The organism is Acidobacteriota bacterium (assembly GCA_018268895.1).
GTDB lineage: Bacteria > Acidobacteriota > Terriglobia > Terriglobales > Acidobacteriaceae > Edaphobacter.
Genome location: JAFDVP010000007.1, coordinates 64,140 through 90,168 on the forward strand (window position 1 = coordinate 64,140; position 26,029 = coordinate 90,168).

A 26,029-nucleotide genomic window follows, 5' to 3' on the forward strand; every position below is an offset into this window, starting at 1 on the left:
ACTTGGTTGGTGCTAGATCCAGCCGCCGTCGATGACGCAGCTCTGGTTGGTGATAGCGGCTGAGTCGTCAGCGGCGAGGAAGAGAACGAGGCGCGCGACCTCGCCAGGGTAGAGGTGGCGTTTGAGCGCCTGCGCTTCGAGCACCTCGGCCTTGTACTCTTCCGTGAGCCAGAGGCGCTGCTGCTTTTCGGTGAGGATGGCCCCGGGGAGGACGGCGTTGACGCGAATGTTGTGCGCGCCGAGTTCGTGCGCGAGGGTGCGTGTCATGCCGACGACGGCGGCTTTAGCGGTGATATAGATGGGCAGGCCGGTCGAAGGAATGACCCAGCTGATCGAGCTCATGTTGATGATCGAGCCTCGGCCCAGGCGCTTCATGCCTTCGGCCACGGCCTGCACCGCGAAGAACTGATGCCGCAGGTTGACGGCTATGCTGCGGTCGAAGGACTCGGGCGTGACCTCCTCGAGGGTGTGGCGGGCGTCGTTTGCCGCGTTGTTGACGAGCACCTCGACGGCGCCAAGCTCATCCTCCACTGCGCGAATCGCAAACCGCAATGCCTTGATGTCCGTGAGGTCGCAGTGCAGAAAAAGCGGTCTCGGAAGCCCGGCGGCGGCGAGGCGCTCGATCAGCCTCGAAGCGGCGGTGTCGTCTATGTCCAGAAAGGCGACGCGGGAGTGCTGGCGGGCGAAGGCTTCAACGATGGATTCGCCGATGCCGGTGGCTCCTCCGGTGACGAGGACGACGCGGTCGCGCAGGCTGGGATAGGTGGCGTAGCGGTTTGGTTCAGGCATAGTGCGAGGAGACAACGATAACAGGGTGGGAGTGTCGCCGTGCGGGGTCAATGGCTCAGGAAGGCCGTCATCCTGGGCCGCAGAGCCTCCCTGCGCCCCCTCCCCTTTATCTTCCTTTGGCTTCGGTGTGGGCCTTCTTTTGTGCGGTGCCGGGGACTTTGCAGGTGAAGCTGGTGGCGTCGTCGGCACTCCCTGTGCCGGAGTAGGCGGCCGTCTGCGGATACGGGCACAGCGGGCGGGAGCGGTCGACGGCGCCGTGCGTCAGATGTGAGGCGACGATCTTGTCCGGGGCTTCGCCCTCTTCGACCCAGCGCACGATGGCGGCGACGGCGTCGAACTGGTCGGTGCCGGGGCCACCGCTACAGTGCTGCATACCGGGTACGAGGAACAGACGCGCGAAGGTCCGGGTGTTGAGCCCCGTGACGTCTTCCACGCGCTGGTAGTAGTTGATGGTATTGACGGCGGAGATGTCGGGGTCGCTGAGGCCGTGGTAGAGGAGCAGCTTGCCGCCGCGGCGCATGAAGGGCCGCAGGTCGGGGTTGTCGGCGTTGAGGGCGGGGACGAGCCGCTCGAGCATCTTGCGGTCGCGCTCGCGGTCGTAGTCGAAGCTGAGGGCGTCGTACTTCTCGTCGCCCATGACCATATAGCGGAAGAAGCCGTCGGCGGCCTTGTAGTGGGTTCCTTTCTTCGGAGCGGAACCGGTGAGCCAGGCTGACCATCCCCCGGAGCCGGCTTCGCCGCCGGGAAGGATACCGGGAAATATCTGGCGGCCGTTTTCGTCCTTTGAACCTGCCCAGATCTTTTTGACGGACTCGATCTGTTTGGGTGTGAAGCAGGTGCCGGTGTCCTGGCCAGGGGTGCAGGCGATCTCCTTGAGGTCGACTTTGCAGGAGAGCGGGTCTTCGACGACACCGTCCTCGAAGCCGTCTTTGGCGTCGCACTGCCGGTTGACGGCATCGGCGAGCAGCTTGACCTTGGCGGGCTGGATGTAGCTGTCGGGGTCCTTGAGCAGCACCTGCGAGTAGTAGAGATGTGCGCCCGCGTAGAGATGGGTCCAGTTGTAGGCGGGGTCGCCGGCGACGATGCCGTCGAAGTCGGCGGGATAGCGCTGCGCCTCCATCAGTCCCTGGCCGCCGCCCTTGGAGCAGCCGACGTAGTAGGAGTGCTCCGCCGATCGGCCGTAGTAGGCGGCGATGATCCGCTTGCCATGAACGGTGGTCAGGTGCAGGGCGCGGTGCCCGAAGTCTTCGACCAGGTCGGGGCGGTCGATCGACCAGCTTGCGTCGAAGCCGTTGCCGGGCTGGGCGACGTGTCCGGTGTCGGTGCTGGCGGTGGCGTTGCCGCGGCGCAGCGCGGTGGCCATGCCGCCATAGTTGATGGTGCCGGCCATGCCGCCGTTCCCGACGACCTCGATGCGGCCGGTCCACTTCTGCTGGGGCAGCCAGACCTCGAAGCGAACGGCAGGGCGCGACTCGGCGATGACACGGCAGAAGCGGGGGAGGTTGCGCAGCGGCGTAGCCGCTCCGGGCGGAGTGAAGGCCCCCGGGTCGACCATGCCGGCGACCTCGATGGTGGTGTCTTCGAGCCGCAGGCCACGCAACGCTTCGCAGGCCTCGCGCGTCCCGGCGGCGGCGCGCATCTGGATGGTGGCGCGCTCGGACGCGGCTTCCGGTGTCTGCGCGGCAGCCCAGGCGCTCCACCCGGTGGAGAGGGCCGCGCAGGTGAGAAGAGCTGTTCGTGCTCCCCTTGCAAGGACACAATGTACGCTCGTGGTCTTCAGCATGTGTGGGGACGATTGTAGCGGATCGGTTTTTCAGGAAGGCGGAGGCAGCAGAAAACAGCTTGCTGTTCGACTTTCGCAGGGACCCTTCACTCGCTACGGAATGACAAGATGAACGGAGCGTGGCGGTGGAGGGCACATACAGCCTCCGTGGTATTCACCGGGGTTGCGATGCCCTGTAGATTAGAGCTTTCTAACCGTCTACCAGAGGAACACCCCAGACATGCAGGTACTACTCAAGCGCTCCCAGGACAAGAAAGACATCGAATGCAGCGTGTGTAACCAAGGCTTCAGGCTCTACTGGGAACGCACCTCGCCAGCAGAGCAGGAGACGATGCGCGCTATTATTCAGGGCGAGCTTGTGCGGCAGCACGACAACAGGATCAACTCGATCGACGCCCATCCCAGGAAACCGTTCAACCTGCCGGAGTGGTCGGGAGAGCACCAGTTCTCCGGTGCGGCCCTGCTTGGCGGACTGTCGGGTCTGCGGAGGGTGGCACCCACCCCCCGCCATGGCCGGTAGCGTCCGCGAGGGCGCAGTGCCTCAGGTGTGGCTTGTCACCTTCAGGCCGACGATGGAGATCAGCAACAGCGCCAGGAAGCCGATGCGCGCGGCGGATGCCGGTTCGTCGAAGAGGACGATCCCCAGGAGGGCCGCGCCCAGCGCCCCGATGCCGACCCACACACCGTAGGCCGTCCCGATAGGCAGACCCTGGCTCGCCTTTGCCAGCAGGTACATGCTCGCGCAAAGCGTTGACACGGTAAAGATGGTTGGACGCAGACGGGTGAAGCCGTTGGTGTACTTCAGCCCGACGGACCAGCACACCTCAAGTAGACCGGCGATGACAAGGATGACCCAGTTAGAAGACATGAAAGGACTCCGATCGCGTCGTCTTGTCCTAACCGGGTACGGCGCATCTCGTCCGGACTGCCTGTTGAAGGTCTCGCCTGCCGTTACGTGGGCAGACGTCTTTGTTTCAGTTTAATGGAGCGTTGCGTTGCGGTAAACCGCCTCCAGCCCTCCCGAGGCTGGTCTCTTGTCTCTCGAAGGTCCTTCCTACAGATGAAAGAAGAACACCGGGGCGAGCGAAGCGACAAATGCACCGGCCTGTAGACCGAAGACACAGAGCGTCGGTTTTGGAGCGCGCGGCAGCCACTTGATGACGAAGAACGCCAGCAGCGGAACCTGCCCGGCCATGAGCAACTGCCAGACATGTGCTGCTGTTCCCTCATCCTTCGGCTGGTTTTCGACTCCGAAGACGGAGAGTGTGACGATGACGACGGCCAGCGCGGCGAGGGACATTGCTATTGGAAGGAATGCCGCGGGTCGTCTGACAAGAACTCCAAAGGGATATGCTGGCTGGTTCATATTGGCTCCTGCTGCCGGGAAGAGGCGCTCACAAAGTGCGGTAGATTGAGGCCGTTTGTCAAGCAGGCTCCCTGTAAACAAGAGACCCAGCCCTCCCGAGGCTGGGTCTCTTGTCTTTCGCGAGTCAGGAAGGCAGACAGTATAAGCCGGCACGTTCTCCGTGCTCTCTAAAACAGGTAAGCGCGGTTCAGGTCCGGCAGCATCGGGTGCGTCAGCAGGCGGTCGAGCGCGTGGTGACGCGGGCTGACGGTGCACCGGCCGGGTCTCTCCGACGAAAAGACATGCCCGTAGCGCTCGCCGATCTCGAGGACGCGCTCGACCTGCTCCGTCGACGGTACGGTAAACCGGTAGGGGCTCTCGCGCTGGAAGGGCAGGCCGGCTTCTTCAAAGAAGCGGCCGAGGTTGGGTGTGCAGGTGATCAGCATCCGAACGTCGGACCTGGTGGGGTTGCGAAAGCCGTGTACGGCCATGGGCGGGATGTCGACCATCTCGCCTGGGGTAGAGAAGCACCACTCCAGTCCGTTCGGGCGCTCGGAGGCGAACTCCGGCGCTCCCTCAAGGATGAAGTATGCCTCGTGGTCGGGGTGACGATGCGGAGGTACAACGACGCCCGGGGGAACCGTGGCCTCGAGTACGCAGTATCGATTGCCTGTATCGGCGTCGGTGAGTTTCCACTCCATCTCAACGCCGAGGATTTCTATCTTCTCGGATTTGTTCATAAGTCAATGCAGCGTTCACTTTCTTAGTCGCGTGAAAACCTACTTCGGACTAACTTTTGTGGCGCGCAGGAGAGAGGAGAGGGCCCATACAACGGCTTCCTGTGCGTCGGGGCCCGATAACTTACCGCGCTCGCGAAGCAGGTTCCAGAATTGAGCGCTGTAGATTGCAACGAAGACGGCAACGATGCGCGAGCGTTCGGGCTCGGGCACGCCGTCGAGTAAAGGAGCCATGGCCTGCTCGAATGCGGCGCGTCCTTCGACGCCTCCACGTTCGCGGACCTCGGTTCCGGCTGGCGATGTGAGCACGGCGCGAACAAGGGTCTCGTTGGCGTCGAACTCCTGAAAGACGGCGCGGGCCATGGGCAGGATCTCGCGCTCCGAAGTGGGGAAGCTGACCCTGGTGGCCTCGCGGAGACGGTCCCACAATGCGTGCAGCAGGCTGGCGCGGTCGGGGAAGTGGCGATAGACGGTACGCGCACCCATGCCTGCAACCTCGGCGATGGACTCATGCGAGAAGGTGCCGCGCGGTCCCTGGCCTAGCTGCTGCATGGCGACCTCAAGAATCTGCTCACGGGTGGCGGCAGTCTGTCGATCGCGAAGGGTGGGTGTAGCCAAACTCATGACAGTATTCTGTCAAACGAGCATATGGCTGTCAAATTGCTTGTGAATAAAGATTTTATTTTTGCAGGTAAAAAGTTACCGCTTACGCTTCTCCCGGTCGTGACCATGCCTTGAGAGCGGCCAGATGATGGTCCATGTGGGCGATGTAGTCCTCGATCAGGAAGCCGAGGGAGACGATCTCCCCGGCGACTGATGCCTGGTTTATAAGGCTGCTGCGGTCGATATGACGGATGGTCCAGGCGATGTGTTCGTTCAGCGCGAACCAGAGGGCGAGCACCTCAGACCATCCACGTTCACGGTAACGCTGGAGCTCGACCCATGCGTCCTGCGCATAGCCCGGCAGACGCTCGGGGCCGATCTGCATACGGACCATGCGGGAGAGATTGTTGACGGCGGAGTCGGTGAGATGGCCGATGATCTCCTTTGCCGACCACTTGCCTGCGCGTTCCGGCACCATGGAGTCGGCCTCGGAGAGAATGGCCAGCCAGGGAACGGCGGAGCGGATGACGGACGAGAGCCGTTCGCTGAGTTCGACGGGGTCGAGCCGTTCAGGGTCGGTTGGCTGGGTGTAGGTCACGCCCATTGGAAGGCTCCTTTATTAAGGACAAAGTCAGGCATTGCGTTCCCATCATTCGTCTCGGGATGGCGTGTTTCGGAGCGGCCCTGGCCAGCCGGTTCCAAATAGACGGAGAGCACGTCGAAGCGCATCGGCGCCTGCTGCGCCGCTTTGGGCAGCCTGCGCATGTAAGAGCGGGCTAGCTGACGAAGCGTCTGCTGCTTGTCATCGTCGACGGCCATCTCGGCGGGAACGGCGTCGTGGCGTGTGCGCGTCTTGATCTCGATGAAGCAGAGTGTGGCGCGGTCGCCTGTGTTGTTGTCCCATGCGACCAGGTCGAGATCGCCGCGCAGCTTGGGGTTGCGCCAGCGCCGTGCAACAACGGTGTAGCCTATCCGGCGAAGGTAGAAGAGGGCTTCGCGTTCGCCGTCTCTCCCCGTCGCAAGATGATCGGGGAGCCGGCTGCGCAAGCGCGATCTGCGAGCGAAGCTGCGGAGGATGCGTTGCTGGAGGCCGATCCACGCTGTGCGCAAAGAACGCGGCGAAGTGCCTGGGAGTGGGGAGTGTCCCATGCGTCCAGCTTATATCCACGCGCGGCCGGAGCGGAAACGTTTCGCGCGAGAAGAAGCATCTAATATAACGAGGGGACGACTGAGGTGGAACGATGACGCTGTTGAATGCTCCGAAGTACGACGCCAAGGGCGAGACACGAAAGACCGCGCTGATCTTCGGCTCGATTGCGCTGGTGCTGCTGGCCGCGGCCGTAGGCGTAGGAGGCTACCTGCTGGGGCATGGCTGGTTCTTCACGAACCTTGCAGCGGAGCACAAGGTTGACAAGTTCTTCACGGCGCTCGAGGCCAAGGACTACAACACAGCCTATGCCCTGTGGATGAGCGACCCGGACTGGCAGAAACACCCGGAGAAGTACGACTACACGCTGAAGCGCTTCACCGAAGACTGGACGACGGAGAGCCCGGTCGGCCCCATCACCTCGCACCACGTCGATATCTCAAAGACCGACGGCACGGGGACCTTCGGCACCGGCATCATCGTGGCTGTGCGCGTGAACGGCGGCCAGAAGATCTTCATGTGGTACGAGAAGAAGGACAAGACGCTGACCTACCCCGCGCCGCATGAGCTGGGGTACAACTAGTGGTGTTTCGATAAATCAGCTGTGCGGTTTTTTGTAATTCGCAACACTGCATAGATTATTTATTGCCTGGCCTGCCGCCGGAACGCGCGTCCATCCGTTCAAGCATCCACGATGCAAGTTCTCTTCTCGTGATGGTTCCCGAGCGTGAGCCGACACGCTCTCCCGCGCGACGCAGATCGTCCCACTGTGCAGTGTCAGTATCGGGAGATGCCTGGATGTGCAGCGGGCTGGCGATTTCTCCTTTGGTTACGGGGCTTTCGGGGTTGCCGTGAAGCGTCTGGCTGTCGGGGGCCCACCAATGGCGCGCGCCACCCATCTGCATGGCGGCGAAGTCTTCTGAGTCAACGGGCACATCGTCGTACCAGAAGACGGGGTGCCCACGCTGGACCAGCTCTCGTTGCAGTTTTGCCAGTTGCGATGGATCGGCGTCGAGCCTGCGAGGGGTGACGGCATGGTCGAGCGACCACGCCAGTGTTGCTCCGGCGGCTTCGCCCGTCGACCACTCGGTGGGGTGCAGGCGATAGGCGCCGTTGGTGATATGCGTGGCTCCGATGGTCTTGCCGACGGCCATCAGGTTGGTTGCGTCCCGCGCGATCAGCGCTCCAAGCGGAATCTCGTAGGGCCTGGTCTGTGAGGTGAAGTCCTTGTGCTCGCAGCTATGGATGTCGATGGGATACCAGCCGATGCCGACCGAGTCCGGGTAGTGCGCCGCGCGCGAGCCGGGTTGGAAATCGACTGCAAGGTCTTCTTCAACGATGGTGCGCAGAGGGACGATGCGGCGCGACTCGCGGATGTATGGATGCTGCGAGAGTCCGTCGCTGGTTCCCATGGCGTGCGGAAGAACGGCGAGTTCGGGATAGCCTGCGCCGGAGTGGTCGTCGCGCGGAACGGCATGACGAATCCACCAGGCGAAGCCGAGAGAGGCGCGCTTGCCGTCCTGCAAGGCGCGGGCCTGGAGCAGAGGATCGTCGCCCAGCAGGTTCGCGTCGCAGTGATCGTTGCTGTTCCAGTTGATCATGCTGCGGTCGTAGGGAAAGGCCTGCGGGTTGAAGCGCGAGGCGTCGATAGACCGGCGATAGACCCAGAATGAGCCCGGCATCTTTGGCCGCGCCTCGAAGACGCCGTAGGTCAGCAGCTTGCCGTGGCCGTAGTCGATGGTAAGGCTGTAGTGCTTGAGGAAGCTCTCATATGCGGGGGGCTTCGGCTCGTCTGTGCCCTCGGGCGATGGGCGGCGCTCGAAGATGAACGGGTAGGTGAAGCTCTGCGCGGCGTGCGGGTCGGCCTGCGCGGGGGCGTCGCGCTCGTGCGTCTCGGCCTGCGACTCGGCCCCGGTGCGGAAGGGCAGGCCGCTGAGGCGGAGGAAGTTGCCCAGCTCGCTGGCCTCGATGAAGTATCTGCCCTCGAGCCGCAGCCACTGCGAGCGCTCGAAGTCGTATGCCAGCACACTGCGAATCGTCGCGCCCCGGCGCGTGACTTCGACGGGAACGGTATGGAGCCACAGTTGAACTCTTCCGCTGCGAACCGAAGGCTCGAGCATGTCCATGAGGATCTTGGCCGTTGGTTCGGGTTCAAAGCAGAGGCGGCCGACCCAGCAGCCGCCGGGGTTCGACATCGGCCCCTGGATCGAGATCGATTGCTCGACGGTCTGCGAGGTGTCGCGGCGAAACGCGGCGTAGTGTCTGCGGATGGAGTTGCTGAGTGCGAGATAGGAGGTCGTGCCGCCGGTCGTGTTGATCCACTTGTTGTCGTCGAAGGCGGAGACTCCCTGCGAGGTCGCCTGGCCACCCACCCACATGGTGGGCTCGGTCATACAGACGCTGTGATCGCCGGCGGCAAGGGCAGCGCTGACTCCGCCAAGCCCCGCGCCGACGATGACGATGTCGCAGCGGACCTGACGCACGGGTCCGGCGGCGGGTGTGACCAGGGCCTGTGCTGCATCGCCTTCGGCAGAGACGCGCATGGCATCGAGCAGCGTGTGGTTGCCGCCCGCCGTCTCGCCATAGAGACCTGTGACGCAACATGCGCCGATTGCCAGTAGTTGGATCCAACGCGATTGCCGCAGATGCCTTCTCTTCCTGTTCACCGATACTCCCTGGATCGTTTGTATAAGTAGTCTACTGAGAAGGCACCCATATCCTGTCGCAGCAACACGGGAATGCTTGACCCGATCCAACCGGTGCCGTTAAACAGAAAGGGCCTCGCAATACCAGCCGCGAGGCCCTGCAAAGACTTCAAGTGCGGTCTAGAAGACGAACGCGCCCTGGAAGGTAATGCTCCGCGGCGTTGCCACCTCATACCCGCCAAAGGTTCCAATCTGGCTGGTGAACTGATTGCCGGTCGCGGAGCTGATGCTTCCGCTGGGGTTGACGAACTGCGCGTGGTTGAAGAGGTTGGAGATCTGCGTGACGAAGTTGAACTTCACGCGCTCGGTGATCGGAGTGCTCTTGATGATCGAGACGTGCGTCTGATAGAGGTTCTGGCCCTGCAGGCTGAACGGCAGCGCATTGCCAAAGTTTCCCTTCTGCGGAATAGCGAAGGCGGCCTGATTGAACCAGTTCGTCTTCGACTTGCCACCGGAGATGTTGTTCGGATCGCCGACCAGATCCGGCAGGCCAGTCAGAGTGTTGGTGCCTGAGGGGTCGGAACCGGTAAACGATGGCGAAAACCAGGTGCCCGACGCCAGATAGGTGATTACATTGGTCGACCAGCCGCCCACGACACGGTCCGTCATCCCTCCGGCTCCGTTCAGATACCGTTTGCCGTGGCCGAACGGGAGCGCATAGGTCAGTGTGCCCGAGCTGTAGTGCCGTCGCGTCAGGCCATCGTTCGCATAACGGGACAGCACATTGTACGGGTTCTCCGTGTCCAGGAAATTTGCCTGGCTGCTCGACAGGGAATAGTTGGCCGTGAAGGTAAACGAGCCGACGCGGCGACGAACATCGAACTGCAGACCGTTGTAATTGGCGTTGCCGTCGTAGCGGACCAGCGTCGCCGATACGAATTGCGGATAGGGGTTGCGCGATGCCGTCCAAGTCGTTGTGCTCGGCTGAGGTTTGTTGATGTTCACCGAATAGTTCAGCCCCGTGCTCCTGGAGCCGACATACGAGACGCGGAAGCCGGTGTTGTGCAGCTCGATCTCGTAGGTCGCGCTGAACTGGTGAATATGACCGTGGCTGGCCTGACGCGGATAGCCCAGGATGCTCTGGCTGGGAGGCGTCGCGCCGGCGCAGGAAGGATAAGGGTTCGGGAAGGAAAACAAGCAGCCATTGGTGTTGTTGTTGTAGACCTCACTGATCGAGAAGGGTCCGGTTGACCCAAGCTGAGGATTGATCGGGAGGAAGTTGTTGAATGCGTTGGAAGCTCCCAGACGCGAGATATAGAGACCGTAGCCTCCACGTATGACGGAATGGCTCGTTACCTGATAGGCCGCACCTACACGCGGAGCGACGTTGCCTTTATCGACCAGAGCGCGCACGTTGCCGGACTGGACCGTGATCGTCTTGGGATAGAACTGGCTCACCTTCGAGATTCCGCCTGGATCGACGACGACGTTTCCTGTCGTCGGGTCGAAGTTGTACATCAGGTGGTCGGCTGCGGAGGGTGTACCGTAGATGTCCCAGCGCAGGCCGTAATCGATGTTCAGCTTCGGCGAGATCTTGAATGAGTCCTGTGCGAACAGGCCGTATTCGTTCAGAGTTTGTGTACGGCCGCTGAGCGGATTGGTGCGCTGGCTCGTTTGTGGAAGACCGAGCAGAAAGTCAGCGTAGGCCGATGCGGGGGTGGCACCAGTGCTTGGTTTCGTAATAGAGCCGTTGAAGCTGAACGTGCCGTAGTCATTGACGAAGCCGTAGAAGTTGCTGAAGTGGACCGCCGAGCCTCCGAACTTCACAACATGGCGGCCCTTTTGCCAGGTGAGCGTATCGGCGAATGTCGTTATATGGTTGTTCGCTTTGGTGCCTCCGGCGACGTTCGTCAAAGCAGTGAAACCAGAACCGCCAAAGGAGATACTGGGGAACCCCTGTCCCTTGCTGTTGCTGGGGTTCGATCCCTGCAGACCGGTTTTGGCCAGCACCTGTGCGCCGTCGGGAGGCGTTTGCCCGGCGTTGGTCTGGCCGTCGATCATGTAGTCGGTGGAGTAGCCGAAGCGGAACTCATTCACCAGCTGTTGCGTGAACAGATGCGTGTCGCCAGCGGCCCACTGCTGATGCCGCCGGTTGCGGGTCCACACCAGGATGGGAAGGCCGTTGTTCAGCACATAAGGCGTCTGACGCATCAGCCAGCGCACAAAGAAGGTGTTGTTTTTGGTCAACTGATGGTCGATGCGGGCCATCGGCCAGTCGCCGCGATAGAGATCGGTGTTGAAGGGGAACTGGAAGGCGTAGTTGTTGGCCTGAGCTGTCGCCAGGCCGTTGTTCGGGGCGGGAATGTAGTTGTCCTGAAAGGCCTTGGCTACCGGGCTGATGCGTGAGGCCGGAATGGTGTTATTGGGGAAGGGCTGGCCGGTCTGCGGATCGATGATGGGTGTTGCAAAGACACCGGAGCGCATCGCCATTGTGGGAACGTTTGCCAGCGCCTGGTAGCCCAGCGGAATCTTCTGGGCGAACCACTGGCCGTAGAAGAAGGTGCGGTCGCGCCAGATGTAGCCTCCGCCCTCAAGGTTCCATTCGTGCTGCAGGTATGGGGATTTAACGGTGGTGAAGTAGCCGCGCGCGTTGAAGACGGAATCGTAGATGCGATAGCTGGCGCTACCGTGGAACTTGTTGGTGCCGCGCTTGGTCACCAGGTTGATCTGTACGGGAACGGCGCTCTCGGCCGGAGCATTGAAGAGCGAAGCCGAGACCTGCTCGAAGAAGTTGGCGTTGTTGCTCTGGTTGCCCTGAAGGTCGTTGGCGATGCCGTCGAAGGTCTGCGACTGCTGCTGCTGTGTCTGGCCATTTGCGATCGGCGACCCCGTGCCGCCCTGCACGCCGGAGAGCGTCGTCAACATGGCGTAGGTCGATGGATAGATGGTGACCTGCGGCGAATCGTCATGCTGCTTCGCCGTAAACAAGCCAGCCAGCGTCGACGATTCCGTCGAGATGACAGCGGCTCCCGCCGAGACGGTGACCTCTTCCGTCGTCGCGCCGAGAGCGAGCGATGGGTTTACGCGGCGTACCTGTCCGCTGTCGAGGATGATGTTCTGCGCCACAAACTGCTTGAAGCCCTGAGCGCTGCAACGAAGCTCATAGGTGCCGGGCTTCAATTCGTTGAGCTCAAAGTCGCCATTGTCGTTTGAGGTCGCCGCGCGTACTTTCTGGCCGGTCAAGGGCTCGTAGAGTTCGACCTGAGCTTTCGTGACGACGCTGCCGGTCGCATCCATCACGGTGCCGCGCAAGGTTGCGTTTACAGTCTGGGATCTTCCTGACACGGTAGACCCCAAAACCAGAAGTGCCATAAGAAGGAACCGGACTGCGGTCCATCTGGGTGAATGTCGGGGGATATTGCAGGGGCTGGGGAGGGCGTTGAGATGGAACATGGGGTGACCTCTCAAAAAATCAATGTTTGCGGCGTGTGGAGCAAGTATTGATTACGTTTTGCTTCTTAGCAACTGTTTTTAATAATTTTTTGCAGCCAATTAAAGATTGTGTAATTGTAAAAAGCTCTAAAAAGATGCTAAAGTCGCTGTCGTTGAGCTTGTTTCAGGGTGAGAAGTTGAAGAAAGATGATCCTGTTTCGTTGTCCGAACATCACCTTCGATGGTTATTGATGGCTGCGAACGCAATCTGCTTGAGGTTTTTCAGATCGTAGTGCGCTGCATGAATCGAATCGGCCCGGTGACCGAAACTTAAAGCTGCATTGCGGTAGGTTCCGATTGTCTTGCACACGCTATCCGTAACATGCGAGGATTTCAGCCATCCATGATGAATCGCCGAAGCTTTCTGCAGAACGCCGCCGCACTGACTGTGATGTCCACCCTGCCTGCTCGAGCCAATACCCGGCTGCCGATTCATATGGCCGTTGAGTACAACATGCTTCCCACGGCCCTGCCGGTTCTGGAGCGTTTTCGACTCGCCAGGGATTGCGGCTTTGAGCAGATCGAATGCCCTACGACACCGGATCGGGCCGAGGCGGAGTCGATGAAGGCCGCTTCGGAGAAGGTCGGCCTGCCGATTCACTCCGTGATGAATATGGATCATTGGAAGTATCCGTTCTCCTCCTCCGATCCTGCGGAGGTGGAGAAGAGCCTGGAGGGAGCGCGCACCTCCATTCGAAATGCGCATCTCTGGGGGGCCTCGACGGTGCTTCTGGTGCCGGGCGTGGTGAATCCCAAGACCGCGTATAAGGATGCGTACACGCGCTCGCAGGTAGCCATTCGCAAGTTGATTCCGCTGGCCGAAGAGCTAAACGTAACACTCGCCCTCGAAGAGGTCTGGAACAAGTTTCTGCTCAGTCCGCTGGAGTTTGCGCGTTACATCGACGAGTACAACTCCCCGCGGGTGCGCGCCTACTTCGATGTAGGCAACGTTGTGCTCTACGGCTATCCGCAGGACTGGATTCGCACTCTGGGCAAGCGGATTGTGAAGCTGCACATCAAGGACTTTTCGTTCCGGCACGATAAGGCCAGCGGCGCCAATGTGGCGCGCTGGGTGTCTCCGGGAGACGGCGACATCGACTGGACTGCCGTCTATGCAGCGTTGGAAGAGATTGGCTATCGTGGGACGGCCACGCTCGAACTCAGCTCGGGTGACGCGGACTACCTGAAGGACATGCGGCGCCGCTTTGCTCTCATTCTGTCTGGCGAGATGCGTTCCTCGGCTTAGCCGGTGCTTTTCCTCAAAAATGCGATGCAGATGGTTTGAGACGATTTTGATTTTGACTGTTGCAGGTGCGAAATAAGCATGTTTCTCGTGAGATTGATCGGTCTCTGTCTTCTACTGACGGCGAGTCTGGCTCCAGCGGCCGCTTCCGGGCAGGCATCCGGAACTCAGTTGCCGGAAGGTGCGAACCGCGAAGCCGTCCAGCGCGCCTGCTCGAGTTGCCACAACGTGCAGATGTTTACCGGGCGCAGGATGAGCCGGGAGCAATGGGGTACGACCGTCTCGAACATGATCGGACGTGGAGCGAAGATTAGCGATGATGAGTACGACCAGATCGTCAGCTATCTCGCGACGGCGTTTCCTCTGAATGGTGAAGCCGGCGCAGCCACAGCTCCGGAGAAGACAGCCAAGACTCCGCGCAAGCCCAGCATGATGGATCAAGTTGGCCCCAACGACAAACAAGTCGTCGATGAAGTGGCTGCCGCGCGGGGCAAGACGGTTTATATTGCGCAATGCATTACCTGCCACGGAACACGTGCGCGCGGTGGCAGTCGTGGCGCCGATCTGGTGCGGTCGGTCGTGGTGCTGCACGATCGCTACGGCAGTACGATTGGGCCATATCTTGCGCAGGGGCACCCGAAAAGCAAGCCGGTCGATCTGACCAAAGAGCAGGTGGAGGACCTGTCTCACTTCCTGCATCAGCAGGTCGGCGACACGCTTCGTTCAGGCCCGAACAACCATCCGCTGGATATTCTGGTAGGCGACCCTAAAGCGGGCAAGCTCTACTTCGAAGGCGCTGGAGGGTGCGCGAAGTGCCACTCGGCAACCGGCGATCTTGCGCACGTCGGCAGTAAGTACGCCCCACCAGCTCTACAGCAGAAGGTCGTGTTTCCAGAGAATCGCGTGATCACGAAGCAGGGCACGGCCTCCCGTCAACACAGTGTAAGAACCATTACCGTTACAACGCCCTCCGGAGCAGCGGTGACCGGAATGGCCACGAATATCGACAGCTTCAATGTCTCCCTGCGAGATGCGGAAGGCCGGTACTACAGCTTCCCCCGCAGCCCCGCTCTCAAGGTAGAGAAGCACAATCCGTATGCCGGTCATGAGGCGCTTCTCGACATATACACCGACAAGGACATTCACGACGTCGTGTCTTACCTGGAGACCCTGCAATGAAGCTTCTTTCGACCCTCTTTCTTGCCTTGTCCACCTTTGCTTCCATGCAGGTCGCAGGCCAGGTGCAGCAGACGGGCGGGGGCCTCGATCCAGCGGCACTGCTTCATCCGGCACCGGATTCCTGGCCGACTTACAACGGAGATTATTCCGGCAGGCGCTTCAGCGCGCTGACCAAGATCAACGACAGGAATGTGAAGTCGCTGAGTCTTGCGTGGCTCTATCAGCTACCTAATATGGGTGAAGGCATGCTCCGGCGGATTGCAGGTACGCCGGTAGTCGTCAACGGCGTCATCTACATTACGGTGCCGGACCACGTGTGGGCGATTGACGCGCGAACCAGCCGCGCATTGTGGCACTACGAGTGGACCTCGAAGGGCGGCATCCACATCGGCAATCGCGGTGTCGGCATCCTGGGCAATTCGTTGTACTTTGAGACGCCGGACTGCAACCTCGTCGCGCTGAACCTGGCCGATGGAAAGAAACTTTGGAGCCAGCCCGTCTGCGACCTGGACCAGATGTATTACGGCTCGGTGGCTCCCCTGGTGGTGAAGAACCATGTCATCACCGGCGTCAGCGGAGACGATTTGGACCGCCCCGGATTTCTCGAGGCCCACGATCCGGAGACGGGCGCATTGCAGTGGCGCTGGTCGGTTGTGCCCAAACCGGGCGAGCCTGGGTCTGAGACGTGGCCCAATGCCGATGCGATGGCACACGGCGGTGGCATGACCTGGATCTCACCGACCTACGATCCGGAGCTGAATCTTCTTTACGTCGGTACGGGCAATCCGCAGCCCGTGATTGCCGCCAACGGACGCAAGGGGGCCAATCTCTACACGGAGTCCATCGTGGCGCTCCATGCCGATACCGGAAAGATGGCCTGGTACTTTCAGCCGTCGCCGCACGACACCCACGACTGGGATGCGGTGCAGACGCCGGTCCTCTTCGACGGCGAGATCGATGGCAAACCGCGCAAGCTGCTGGCACAGGCAAGCCGCAACGGCTGGTTCTTCGTGCTGGATCGCGAGACAGGAAAGAACTATGTCAGTTCCGAGTTTGTGAAGACGAACTGGACCAAGGGTCTGGACGCCAAAGGGCAGCCGATTCCCAACCCCGCCAAAGAGCCTCAGATCCCCGGCGTACTGGTTTCGCCGGACGCCTCAGGCGGAGTGAACTGGGAGCCGCCGACGTACAGCCCCGCAACGGGGCTGTTCTACGTGAACGCCACGCGCTCGTATTCGATGTTTTACATCTACGACGATAGTGACAAGCCGGAGGGCTGGGGCGGACATCAGATGGGAAGTTGGTCTCAGACGATGCTCGAAGCCATTGACTATCGCACCGGCAAGATCAAGTGGAGCCACCCGTGGGAGGCACCAGGCAACAAGGGCGGGCTGCTCAGCACGGCTGGAAACCTCCTGTTTGCGGGCGATCCGAACAACAATCTTGTCGCGCTCGATGCGACCACCGGCCAACCGCTATGGCACGCCAACTTGAGCACAGGAATGTCGAACGGCCCCATTACGTATGAGCTGGATGGCCATCAATACCTGCTCGTTGGTGCGGGAGACAAGCTGTTTGCCTTCGTCATGAACTAAGCGGCGATACAGGAGGTGCTACTGGCGAGTTCGTCAGTAGCCCACTCTGAACCGTGATCGGATCGTGCTCCTTTGGAGCCGCATATACCCCAAAAGTTGTACGAGTATAGCGACCAATTCCCTATAAGGTGGCAACGTATCCCTTGATAAGGGAACACTTACGGCGTGGCAATGGAATTGCGCACCCGCTTTTCACTGTATCTCTTCCTGGTTCTCGGTGGTGCTGCGGCCTTTAGGCTTCAACCATATTTGGTCTGTTGATAGGAGTGTCTATTTTGAAGCGATTTGGATTCGTGCGGCTCGTACTCTGCCTCGGCCTGCTTTCTTCCGGCGTTTACGAGGCCTCTGCCCTTGATGTGACTTTGAGCGGCGATGCGAGCGTTAACTCCGCCCACGCTTCCGTTAACTATGGCGCGCTTTCGAATCTGTATGTCGGCAATGGCAATATCGCCTTCCTTCAGTTCGATCTGAAGACGCTGCCTGCGGGAACGACCTCGGCGCAGATATCGCGCGCGCTGCTGACCGTCTTTGTGAACCGAGTGAACGCCGCGGGCGCGGTGAGTGTTTCGCCTGTATCGGTGCCCTGGGGTGAATACAGCGTGACTGCGACGACGGCACCGGCGACGGGAAGCTCGATCGGCAGCTTTCCGGTCTCCATTCCCGGACAGTTTATCTCCGTCGATGTAACGGCGCAGGTGCAGGCGTGGCTGAATGCATCGGCCAACGATACCGGGTTTGCGCTGGCATCGAGTGCGGCCAATGTGCTCTTCGACAGCAAGGAGAATGACGAGACTGGCCATGTTGCGCGGCTCGACGTAACGCTGGTCTCGCAGGGACCAATCGGTCCTGCCGGGCCGATTGGAATCACGGGAGCCGCGGGTGCGCAGGGCGTTCCGGGATTACAGGGAATTCAGGGGCCTGCCGGTCCAGCAGGAGTCGCCGGGGCAACGGGCGCTACGGGAGCGACAGGACCGCAGGGGCCCCCGGTCAGCTTTCAAGGTACATGGAGCAACGCTACGACCTATGCGCTTGGCGATGCGGTTTCGTACAACGGCTCCAGCTATATATCGCTGGTGAGCGCCAATATCAACCATCAGCCGAACAGTTCTCCGGCCCAGTGGTCGTTGCTCGCCCAGCAGGGTGCAACTGGCCCTGCCGGTCCAACTGGAGCCACCGGCTTGCAAGGGATACAGGGAGTTCAAGGCCCCATTGGTCCAGCAGGCCCGACTGGAGCCACCGGCGCTACGGGAGCTGTTGGTCCGCAAGGCACTCCAGTCAGCTTCCAGGGCGCGTGGAGCAATGCGACAACCTATGAGCTTGGCGATGCGGTTTCGTACAACGGCTCCAGTTATATCTCTCTGGTGATCGCCAATATCAACCATCAGCCGAACAGTTCTCCGGCCCAGTGGTCGCTGCTCGCCCAGCAGGGTGCGACTGGCGCTACCGGCCTTATTGGTCCAATTGGATTGACCGGGCCTACGGGAGCAACCGGTCTTACTGGCGCGACTGGAGCCACCGGTCCTGCCGGCCCGATTGGAGCCACCGGCCCGCAAGGGATACAGGGAGTTCAAGGACTCACTGGTCCAGCAGGTTCGACGGGAGCCACCGGCGCGACGGGAGCTGCCGGCCCACAAGGACCGCAAGGCCCCCCAGTCAGTTTCCAAGGTGCCTGGAACATCGCAACGACCTATGCACTGGGCGATGCAGTCTCGTACACCGGTTCCAGCTATATCTCTCTGGTAGCCGGCAACGTCGGCTTCCAGCCGGACATCAGCAATGTGAAATGGGCGCTTCTCGCCAAGGCTGGAACAAACGGAACCAACGGCACGAATGGCGCTACGGGTGCGACTGGACCAAGTGGGCCGACTGGCGCAACGGGTGCGACTGGGCCGGCGGGACCGGCGGGGGCCAATGGCAGCGGGGTTAATGCTGTTAGTTTTGTGACCTCCTTTACGAATGGAGAGCCATCTCCGGGATCGACATACTACATATCTCCCCTCAGCAGCTCGGTAAGTTTCACTAGCAACGGCTCAATCGGGACTTCGACAACGACGAATTTTGTGGCTATGCCGATTGCCTGCACGATGAGTGCTCTCAACGTCGGGGTCAATAACTATTATGCCGCCGGTTCCGACACGACGACGATCACGGTTTACAAGAACAAGGCGGCGACGTCGATGAGTTGTTCCGTAACGACGAACGGGAATGCTTCCAGTTGCCGGGACATCACGCATACTTTCTCGGTAGTCGGAGGAGACAGCATCAGTATCGCTTTCACCGAGACTGCGGGACCTCCATACAACATGATCACTGTCGGCCTGGTTTGTCAGTAATCACTTGTCTCTGTCGCCAGGAGACAAGGCGAACGACGGAGTATCAGCCGGAGCGGGAAGAGACAGCCAGCTTGCTCGCCCGGTACTGAGGATGCAATTCAGGACGATCGCAAGCATTTTGCTCTGGTTTTCCGAAAGGATTTCTCTCAGGTTGATGCAATTGAGCCGCTCCACCCGAGGGTGGTCAGCATGAGGAAGTAGAGCGAAGCATCAACGAACGAAAGGAATTACAGATCATGGCAGAACCATTTTTAGGCGAGATCAGGATGGTTGGGTGGAACTTCGCGGCAAATGGGTGGGCGCTTTGCAACGGACAACTATTGCCGATCAACCAGAACCAGGCGCTATTTTCCTTGCTAGGCACGATGTACGGAGGAGACGGAATAAGAACCTTCGCGCTGCCCAATCTTCAAGGCCGCGTTCCTATTCATCAAGGCAATGGAGCAGGTCTCACCCCATACACCATCGGCGAGGCCGCAGGCACCGAAACTGTAACTCTCCTGTCGACTCAAATGCCGTCGCATAACCATTTGGTGGGGGTCAGCAACCAGGCGGGATCGGTTGCCGATCCAACCAATGCGATTCTGGCGCAAGGCAACTCCGGATCGGGCAGGAGCCCGGTTCCAGTGTCCGATTATGTTTCGACTGCCGCTACAGGAACTTTGGCTCCCACGGCAGTTTCAGCCGCGGGCGGCAATCAGCCGCACAGCAATATCCAGCCGTATCTGTGCGTCAACTTCATCATCGCGCTCCAGGGAATCTTTCCGTCGCGTGCATAACCGGCAGTGTGCCGGTAGAACACCTTCCGGCACACTGCTGCATTCGAATTCAAGGCAAACGAACCTGATGGCGGCAGCAGTTCAATTACGGGAAGCGAGCATTCATCGGCGACCGGCGTCGGTCGCAGATGAGGGATTCTTGTTGGAGCTTTATGCGCAGACGCGCGCCGAGGAGTTGACGCGCTCCGGAATGGACGCGTTGCAGCGCGAGGTATTTGTGCAAATGCAGTTCCGGCTTCGCCAGGCAAGCTACAGAGCGGCTTATCCCATGGCGGTGGATGAGATTCTCTGCACAGAGAGCGGAATCCGGATAGGCAGAGTTCTGGCGGACCGTGCGGAAGGTGGAATGCGACTGGTCGATCTCGCGATCGCGACGGAAAAGCAGGGGCAGGGCTTCGGAACGCAGGTGATCCGGGAACTGCAGCACGAATGCGCGGCGCGGGGCTGGGAGATGAGCTTGCAGGTTTTGAAGGGCAGCCCGGCGGAAAAGCTCTACCGGCGGCTCGGGTTTGAGGTGGCGGGCGAAGATCATCTGCGCAGGCAGATGCGCTGGGATGGGGCGAGAGCTTGAAAAGTACAAGGAATGATTTGCAGTTCGAGAAGGCGGATAAGCCGGAGATGGTAAGAGCGAGCGGGACGAACTGGCAGCAGTTGAAGCTGAAGCATCTGACGTCTGGCTGGTTGACGGTGGCGCTGGTCATGGGATTCGCGACAGGAAGCTTCAGCGCGCAGGCGCAGAATGGGCCCGCGAATAATTTACAGGCGACAGCAGCTCCTTTGGCCGCCCCCGCTCAAATCGCATATGACGCGGCAGGCAATCTCTATATAGCGGACCTGAACGACAACGTCATTCGCAAAGTCGACCTCGCCGGTATTGTGACGACCGTAGCGGGAACGGGGGAGCAGGGTTTTGCCGGAGATGGCGGACCGGCCACCGGCGCGCTGCTGGATTCCCCCGCTGGCGTGGCGGTTGACGCTGCGGGAAATATCTATATTGCCGACACGCATAATCAGCGCGTCCGCAAGGTGAGCAACGGAACAATCAGCACAGTTGCGGGGATCAACGGTGCGGGCTTCTCCGGAGATGGCGGCGCTGCGACCTCCGCGCAATTGAGCAATCCCTCTGCGCTGGCGGTGGATTCGAGCGGCAACCTCTATATCGCCGATACCGGCAACCATCGCATCCGCAAGATCAGCGGCACGACGATCGGCACGGTCGCCGGGAATGGAGAACAAGGCTTCTCCGGCGACGGCGGAGCGGCAACCGCTGCGGGGATCGACTCTCCGAACGGAGTAGCGGTTGATGCGGCGGGCAGGATTTACATCGGGGACACACACAATCAGCGGGTGCGTGTCGTCAATACGGCTGGCGTGATTTCGACGCTGGCCGGAGGCAACAGCAAGACCTATGGAGGCGACGGTGGAGCGGCAACGAGCGCTTTGCTGGCCCGCCCGCGCGGACTAAGCGTCGATGCGCAGGGCAACATCTATGTTGCGGACAGCGATAACAACCGTATTCGTCTGATCGCGACGACAGGAAACATTACGACCGTGGCCGGGAACGGCTCGCAGGGATTTGCCGGCGATGGCGGACCGGCGGTCAACGCAATTCTCGATACACCACGGGCTCCGGCGGCACAAGCTCCGGGCGTCTTCGCGCTCTCCGATACGAACAATCAACTGGTTCGCGTAGTCGGCCCAGATGGCTCGATTCATACGGTTGCAGGTCAGAACTCCGGCACTGGAGGCGGCCAGGGGCTCTCCGAGAGCCTGACGCTCAGTGGCGCGTCCACAGTTGCCTGGGGCAGCGGCTCGCTGACGGCGACCTTCAGTAACGCGAGCTTGATCGCGACAGGGCAGATCGACTTGCTCGACATTACCAGCGGCTCCGCTACAGCCGGTTCAGGAGTTCTGAAAAACAATCTGGCAACGATCAGCACTGCTGCGCTGTCGCCCGGAGTGCATCGCCTGGTGGCGAACTACACCGGCGATGCTTTGAATCCGGCGATTACAAGCAGCGTCTTTGTGCTCACAGTAACGCCGCCGCCGATTACAGACTTTACCCTCACCGCTACCGGAGCGGCGACCCAGACCGTCAACGCCGGACAGACAGCTACCTTCAACTTTGCATTGCAGCCGCAGAACGGCGTTCTGAATGTTCCGATCACGTTGACTGCCGCGGGCCTGCCTGCTGGTGCGACCGCGGTCTTTACGCCTGCAACTATCCCTTCAGGCAGCGCGGCGACGTCCTTTAGCATGGCCATTAAAACTACAGCGCTTAAGACCGCAAAGAGTTCGCCTACATCGCCGATGCAGGCACCGTTGCTTCCCATGAGCGCGGTGGTCTTCCTGTTGCCGCTGTTGCGGAACAGGCGTATCCGCGCGCGGTTTGCCCGGATGCCGCGCACCCTGTTCAGCGCGTTCCTCATATTGATCGGGAGCGCGGCCGTTTTCGGGTTGGTTGGCTGCGGCAGCGGCGGCGGCTTCCCGCCGGATCCGCAGAGCTACACCATTACGGTTACGGCAACCGCCACCAGTGCGGCCAATACAACCTTGCAGCACACAACCACGGTTACGTTGATCGTTCAATAACGGCAGCAGACGGACAGGGTCGCACGCATGAGGTTCGAAATGCTCCTAATGCCAGTGGTATGGATGGAAATGGTCGCTACCGCTTCTGTCCAGGCGGTTCCGGGTTGTCGAGTTGGGACAGGTGGATAGTTGAGGTAAGAACCGAAAACCTGTAGCGTCCACCAAAGAGGTCGTGGACACTACAGGCCCGTTTTCGCTCGTAGCATCGCACTTCTGACTCTGAAGGACAGGCTTGGTGGGCCTACATCTTACCGAACCACCCGTTCTCACATCGTCACCGTAAGACTGCCGACTTGCCCGTAACCGTTGGCAGGCGTACTCTTACCCAATTCGGCCACGCAATACGACATCTCTACCAAGGAGTCCTGCATGAACCTCAAGATTCCGGCCCTGGTATCCCCTGTCGTCCTCGTCGGTGTTCTCGCGCTCACCCACCCCGCCCACGCATCGCCCATCAAAGGAAACTCCCCCACGCAGGTTGAGGGCCGCTGCGGTAACAAGGAGGGCGGCGTCTACTTTCCTCCAGATAAAAACGGAGTCTACGGCTGCCTGAACGGCGACGGCAGCGGCATCGTCTGTGGAGGCAAGGGCAAGTACGCCAAGACCTGCGACTCCTGGGGTGCAACCCCCAACGTCGCACGACCGAACACCGCCACCAAACCCACCCGTGAAGATTTCGACAAACACGCAGGAGCCAGACAGAAATAGCTTTCTGCGGGCGGGCTTACACATCAAATCGGATCAAACAATCGGGACCCACTATGCGCGCACGGCATGAGTGGGTCTCGCTCTGTGCTGAACGCAGTTGAATGCGCTCTCACCCTTGCAATTTTTTGCAGTAAAACGGCTGCGCGAAACTTTCCGAAGTTCTTGTTCCAAACATCTTTGCTGGCTCGATAGCTCTATACAGGAGCTCCTTATGAAACCACTCAGACTGTTTGCAGCCTATTTTTTGCCTGCTCTTCTTGTGGGAGCGGCTTTGACGTTTACTCCGTTGGCACACGCCGATACCATTGCCTGGGCTCACTGGACTCAGGCGACCTCCGGCAGCAGCACCCCGGGCTCTGCCACGGGAACCATCAACAGCTCTCTTTACGGCACCATCACCGTCACCTACTCCGGACAGACCAGCGGGCTGCTTACCAACTATCCCAGTTGGACGCCAGTCAGCACCTTCACCGGAGGCGTCGTCGGCAACGCTCCTCCGGCGTCCAACAATGTGGTGCAGCTTGAGGGCGGGCAGACCTACAACGAGACCATCACCTTCTCGACGCCCGTCGCCGACCCCATCTTCGCCATCTGGAGCCTTGGCGCCGGAGGCACGCCGGCTTACTTCAACTTCTCCGCCAGCGATCCCTTCAACGACCTCGGCGGCGGCCCTTCGGCTGAATACGGCGGCACCGGGCTGGTCATCTCCGGCAACAGCATCTTTGGCAAAGAAGGAAACGGCATCGTCCAGTTCATCGGCACCTACAGCAGCCTCACCTTCACCACGCCGGACTATGAGGGCTACTATGCCTTCACCATCGGCGAGGACTCCACCCTCACCGACAACCCTCCAGGCACACCAAGCACAGTTCCAGAGCCCGCAACGCTCTCGCTCTTCGGCATGGGATTGACAGCTTTGCCGCTCCTCCGCCGCAAACTCCTCGGCGATCGTGCCTGATCAACAGGACGGCTCACACCCGGCCCACGCCTCAATCTCACAGGTGGGTTTCTTTTCTCTATCCGGATCGGATCAACCGGCCAATCTTTTCAATATCTTGCGATCAGACTCAGGCATCAACTCACCTGTTTTGAGTTGTTTCGCGGAGCAGGGGAGAGGTGTGAGTGACAAACTGCCGGTAAAGGCGTCTCATAGTGTTGAGAACGCTGGAGCAGAACAGACACTATGGCAATGAACGATTACGACTACCGCATGAACCAGAACTACCCCATCACCATCGAAGGCGCGCGCGAGGAGACCTCGTCGCTGCTCGCCAAGGTGCTCGGTATTACCGCGCTCGGCTTCCTCATCACGGCCTTCGGCGTAGCCACCGCGCCGGCCTGGGGAACCTTCGTCGGCTTCATCGCCGTCATCGGGCTCATCTTCGCCATCAACCTCACGCGCCGCCAGAGTCCCGCCGTCGCGCTCGGATTGTTCCTCTTCCTCGCCTACTTCATGGGCTGGGAGATCGGCCCGCTTATCCAGCGCTACATCCGCGCCTTCGGCACCGGCCTGGTCTTCAACGCCGCCGCAACCACTGGCTGCGGCATGGCGGTGATGGGCTGCATATCGTATCTGTTCAGCATCAACTACCGCCGCATCGCCGGAATCGGCATGGCCGCGCTGCTCGTGCTCATCATCGCAGGCATCGCCAGCATGTTCTTCCACTTCCTCTCGCCGGACACGTATAGCTGGCTCACGCTCGGTATCTTTTCGCTGCTCACCGTCGCCGACTTCGCCCGCATCCGCGCCGGCGGCGACGGAGCGTCAGCCACCATGCTTGCGCTTTCGATCTACCTCGACGGCATCAACATCTTCATGGCTGTTCTGCAACTGATGGGCGGACGCCGCAGCCGCGACTAAATACCGGCGTTGGCACATGAGGAAACTTCACAGATAGACGTGAAATTGTCATCCTGAGGGTAGCGAAGCCGCGCAGTCGAAGGACCTGTAGTTTCATTCTTCATAGTTCACAGGGAAGCAAAATGCAGGTCCTTCACTCCGCTGCACTCCGCTCAGGCCTCGGTGAACTGCGGAGGCAGTACGCTTTACCCCAGCACCTTCGCGGCATCCTTCGCAAAGTAGGTCACGATAAAGTCCGCGCCCGCCCTGCGGATTCCCAGCAGCGACTCCATCATCGCGCGCTCGGGCTCAAGCCAGCCACGCTCGAACGCCGCATGGAGCATCGAGTACTCACCCGACACCTGGTACGCTCCCATCGGCACATCGTAGCGCTGCCGGGCCTCGCGGATGACGTCGAGATACGGCATCGCGGGCTTCATCAGCACCATGTCCGCGCCCTCGGCCAGGTCCTGGCCGATCTCGCGCATGGCTTCTCTTAGATTGGCCCCGTCCATCTGGTAGCTCCTCCGGTCGCCAAACTGCGGCGCCGAGTCTGCCGCCTCGCGGAAGGGCCCGTAGAACGCGCTGGCAAACTTCGACGCATAGCTGAGGATCGGCGTCTGCTCGAGGCCTGCTGCGTCGAGTGCAGAACGCATGGCCGCCACGCGGCCGTCCATCATGTCGCTGGGAGCGACAACGTCCGCGCCCGCCTTCGCCAGCGACGCCGCTGTCTTCGCGAGAATCGCCACCGACGAGTCGTTCTCAACATGAAAATGTTCGCCGTCGTGGGCGACCACTCCGCAATGTCCATGCGACGTGTACTCGCACAGGCACACATCGGCGATGGCGACGAGCTTGTCCAGCCTGCGATTCTGCTTCATCGCGCGCAGCGTCGTCTGCACAATACCGTCGTCGGCCCACGCTCCCGTCGCCTGCTCGTCTTTCTTCGCGGGCAGGCCGAAAAGCAGAAGGCCGCCGATACCAAGCTCGGCGCACACCTCCGCCTCCCTCAGCGCCTCATCGACCGACAGATTATATACGCCGGGCATGGAAGCGATGGGCTTGCGCAGGCCCTCGCCCGGACAGATGAACAGCGGATAGATCAGCGACTCAGGCGAGAGCCGCGTCTCGCGCACCAGCGAACGCATCGCCTCGGTGCGCCGCAGCCGGCGCATTCTTACGGCAGGAAAGTTCATGCTTCCAGTCTACGCGTCGGGAA

23 protein-coding genes are annotated in these 26,029 nt (G+C 60.6%); 12 read left to right on the plus strand and 11 right to left on the minus strand.

Annotation, left to right across the window (positions count from 1 at the left end; all coding sequences use genetic code 11):
* Positions 1–12 precede the first annotated feature (12 nt).
* On the minus strand, positions 13–789 hold the full coding sequence (locus JSS95_07815; protein MBS1799715.1) for an SDR family oxidoreductase: 777 nt from the start codon (positions 787–789) through the stop codon (positions 13–15).
* Positions 790–895: 106 nt separating this feature from the next.
* Positions 896–2,572, minus strand: coding sequence for a tannase/feruloyl esterase family alpha/beta hydrolase (locus JSS95_07820; GenBank protein ID MBS1799716.1), 1,677 nt, complete (start codon positions 2,570–2,572; stop codon positions 896–898).
* Between the two features lie 220 nt (positions 2,573–2,792).
* Between JSS95_07820 and JSS95_07825 the strand changes: the two genes are divergently transcribed.
* Positions 2,793–3,092, plus strand: a complete 300-nt coding sequence (locus tag JSS95_07825) for a hypothetical protein (protein ID MBS1799717.1) — start codon at positions 2,793–2,795, stop codon at positions 3,090–3,092.
* A gap of 21 nt (positions 3,093–3,113) precedes the next feature.
* Here the strand turns inward: JSS95_07825 and sugE are convergent, their stop codons facing one another.
* The 6 genes from sugE to JSS95_07855 all read right to left on the minus strand — a co-directional run bounded on the left by sugE (position 3,114) and on the right by JSS95_07855 (position 6,406).
* Complete coding sequence (gene sugE, locus JSS95_07830) at positions 3,114–3,440, minus strand: quaternary ammonium compound efflux SMR transporter SugE (GenBank protein ID MBS1799718.1); 327 nt, start codon at positions 3,438–3,440, stop codon at positions 3,114–3,116.
* A 186-nt stretch (positions 3,441–3,626) separates the two neighbouring features.
* Entirely contained in the window at positions 3,627–3,938 is a 312-nt protein-coding gene (locus JSS95_07835) for a hypothetical protein (GenBank protein ID MBS1799719.1), read from the minus strand.
* A gap of 167 nt (positions 3,939–4,105) precedes the next feature.
* A complete protein-coding gene (locus tag JSS95_07840) occupies positions 4,106–4,657 on the minus strand; it encodes a cupin domain-containing protein (GenBank protein MBS1799720.1) in 552 nt (183 codons plus the stop codon).
* Positions 4,658–4,696: 39 nt separating this feature from the next.
* Positions 4,697–5,278, minus strand: a complete 582-nt coding sequence (locus tag JSS95_07845; protein MBS1799721.1) for a TetR/AcrR family transcriptional regulator — start codon at positions 5,276–5,278, stop codon at positions 4,697–4,699.
* Between the two features lie 82 nt (positions 5,279–5,360).
* Complete coding sequence (locus tag JSS95_07850) at positions 5,361–5,861, minus strand: DinB family protein (protein MBS1799722.1); 501 nt, start codon at positions 5,859–5,861, stop codon at positions 5,361–5,363.
* Complete coding sequence (locus JSS95_07855; protein MBS1799723.1) at positions 5,852–6,406, minus strand: YraN family protein; 555 nt, start codon at positions 6,404–6,406, stop codon at positions 5,852–5,854. The genes JSS95_07850 and JSS95_07855 overlap by 10 nt, the downstream gene beginning before the upstream one ends.
* A gap of 92 nt (positions 6,407–6,498) precedes the next feature.
* Between JSS95_07855 and JSS95_07860 the strand changes: the two genes are divergently transcribed.
* Entirely contained in the window at positions 6,499–6,987 is a 489-nt protein-coding gene (locus tag JSS95_07860) for a hypothetical protein (GenBank protein MBS1799724.1), read from the plus strand.
* A 55-nt stretch (positions 6,988–7,042) separates the two neighbouring features.
* Here the strand turns inward: JSS95_07860 and JSS95_07865 are convergent, their stop codons facing one another.
* Both JSS95_07865 and JSS95_07870 read right to left on the minus strand, forming a co-directional pair.
* Positions 7,043–9,070: an FAD-dependent oxidoreductase gene (locus JSS95_07865; protein MBS1799725.1), complete on the minus strand. Its 2,028-nt coding sequence runs from the start codon at positions 9,068–9,070 to the stop codon at positions 7,043–7,045.
* 159 nt (positions 9,071–9,229) lie between these two features.
* Positions 9,230–12,394, minus strand: a complete 3,165-nt coding sequence (locus tag JSS95_07870; protein ID MBS1799726.1) for a TonB-dependent receptor — start codon at positions 12,392–12,394, stop codon at positions 9,230–9,232.
* Positions 12,395–12,884: 490 nt separating this feature from the next.
* Between JSS95_07870 and JSS95_07875 the strand changes: the two genes are divergently transcribed.
* The 10 genes from JSS95_07875 to JSS95_07920 all read left to right on the plus strand — a co-directional run bounded on the left by JSS95_07875 (position 12,885) and on the right by JSS95_07920 (position 24,831).
* Entirely contained in the window at positions 12,885–13,787 is a 903-nt protein-coding gene (locus JSS95_07875) for a sugar phosphate isomerase/epimerase (protein ID MBS1799727.1), read from the plus strand.
* A gap of 78 nt (positions 13,788–13,865) precedes the next feature.
* The gene (locus tag JSS95_07880) at positions 13,866–14,963 is read left to right on the plus strand and encodes a c-type cytochrome (GenBank protein MBS1799728.1); all 1,098 of its coding nucleotides are present in this window, start codon (positions 13,866–13,868) and stop codon (positions 14,961–14,963) included.
* A complete protein-coding gene (locus JSS95_07885; protein ID MBS1799729.1) occupies positions 14,960–16,558 on the plus strand; it encodes an acido-empty-quinoprotein group A in 1,599 nt (532 codons plus the stop codon). Before JSS95_07880 ends, JSS95_07885 begins: the two co-directional genes overlap by 4 nt.
* Before the next feature lie 275 nt (positions 16,559–16,833).
* Positions 16,834–18,891, plus strand: a complete 2,058-nt coding sequence (locus tag JSS95_07890; protein ID MBS1799730.1) for a DNRLRE domain-containing protein — start codon at positions 16,834–16,836, stop codon at positions 18,889–18,891.
* A gap of 236 nt (positions 18,892–19,127) precedes the next feature.
* Complete coding sequence (locus JSS95_07895; protein MBS1799731.1) at positions 19,128–19,670, plus strand: phage tail protein; 543 nt, start codon at positions 19,128–19,130, stop codon at positions 19,668–19,670.
* Between the two features lie 139 nt (positions 19,671–19,809).
* Positions 19,810–20,241, plus strand: coding sequence for a GNAT family N-acetyltransferase (locus JSS95_07900; GenBank protein MBS1799732.1), 432 nt, complete (start codon positions 19,810–19,812; stop codon positions 20,239–20,241).
* Between the two features lie 17 nt (positions 20,242–20,258).
* Positions 20,259–22,262 (plus strand): SMP-30/gluconolactonase/LRE family protein, encoded by a 2,004-nt coding sequence (locus tag JSS95_07905; protein ID MBS1799733.1) that lies wholly within the window; start codon positions 20,259–20,261, stop codon positions 22,260–22,262.
* A 369-nt stretch (positions 22,263–22,631) separates the two neighbouring features.
* The gene (locus JSS95_07910; protein ID MBS1799734.1) at positions 22,632–22,970 is read left to right on the plus strand and encodes a hypothetical protein; all 339 of its coding nucleotides are present in this window, start codon (positions 22,632–22,634) and stop codon (positions 22,968–22,970) included.
* A 211-nt stretch (positions 22,971–23,181) separates the two neighbouring features.
* Positions 23,182–23,928, plus strand: coding sequence for a PEP-CTERM sorting domain-containing protein (locus tag JSS95_07915; protein MBS1799735.1), 747 nt, complete (start codon positions 23,182–23,184; stop codon positions 23,926–23,928).
* Between the two features lie 252 nt (positions 23,929–24,180).
* The gene (locus tag JSS95_07920; GenBank protein MBS1799736.1) at positions 24,181–24,831 is read left to right on the plus strand and encodes a Bax inhibitor-1/YccA family protein; all 651 of its coding nucleotides are present in this window, start codon (positions 24,181–24,183) and stop codon (positions 24,829–24,831) included.
* 185 nt (positions 24,832–25,016) lie between these two features.
* Here the strand turns inward: JSS95_07920 and hemB are convergent, their stop codons facing one another.
* Complete coding sequence (gene hemB / locus JSS95_07925; protein ID MBS1799737.1) at positions 25,017–26,006, minus strand: porphobilinogen synthase; 990 nt, start codon at positions 26,004–26,006, stop codon at positions 25,017–25,019.
* Positions 26,007–26,029: the final 23 nt, after the last annotated feature.